Source organism: Oscillibacter valericigenes (assembly GCF_021531915.1).
Lineage (GTDB): Bacteria > Bacillota > Clostridia > Oscillospirales > Oscillospiraceae > Oscillibacter > Oscillibacter valericigenes_A.
In genome coordinates, this window is record NZ_JAFBIV010000061.1 from 1 (window position 1) to 287 (window position 287).

The following is a 287-nucleotide window of genomic DNA, read 5'->3' on the forward strand; positions in this document are numbered from 1 at the left end:
AAGGAGCGGTGTCAGCACGCAGAGCGGAAGCGGTGGTGGGGCCCAGGATCATGTTGCAGATGATCTTGGCAGCAGCGCCACGGGTCAGGCCGTTCTGGGGCTTGAAGGTGCCATCGGGGTAACCATCGATGACGCCGATTTCGGACATCACGGCGACGGCTTCTTCATAGTTCAGAGACTCGTCGTCGGTGAAGTCCTTGGCGCCGGCGCTGACGGTGACCAGGGACATGGTCATAATCAGAGCCAGAACCAGAGAAAGGAACTTCTTCATATGGGTTTCCTCCTTG

At 58.2% G+C, this 287-nt stretch carries 1 protein-coding gene; it reads right to left on the reverse strand.

Features of this window, described 5'->3' with window-relative positions:
* Positions 1-271, reverse strand: a 271-nt coding sequence (locus tag JQM66_RS12510) for an S-layer homology domain-containing protein (RefSeq protein WP_235230191.1), incomplete at its 3' end; no start/stop codon positions are given.
* Positions 272-287 lie beyond the last annotated feature (16 nt).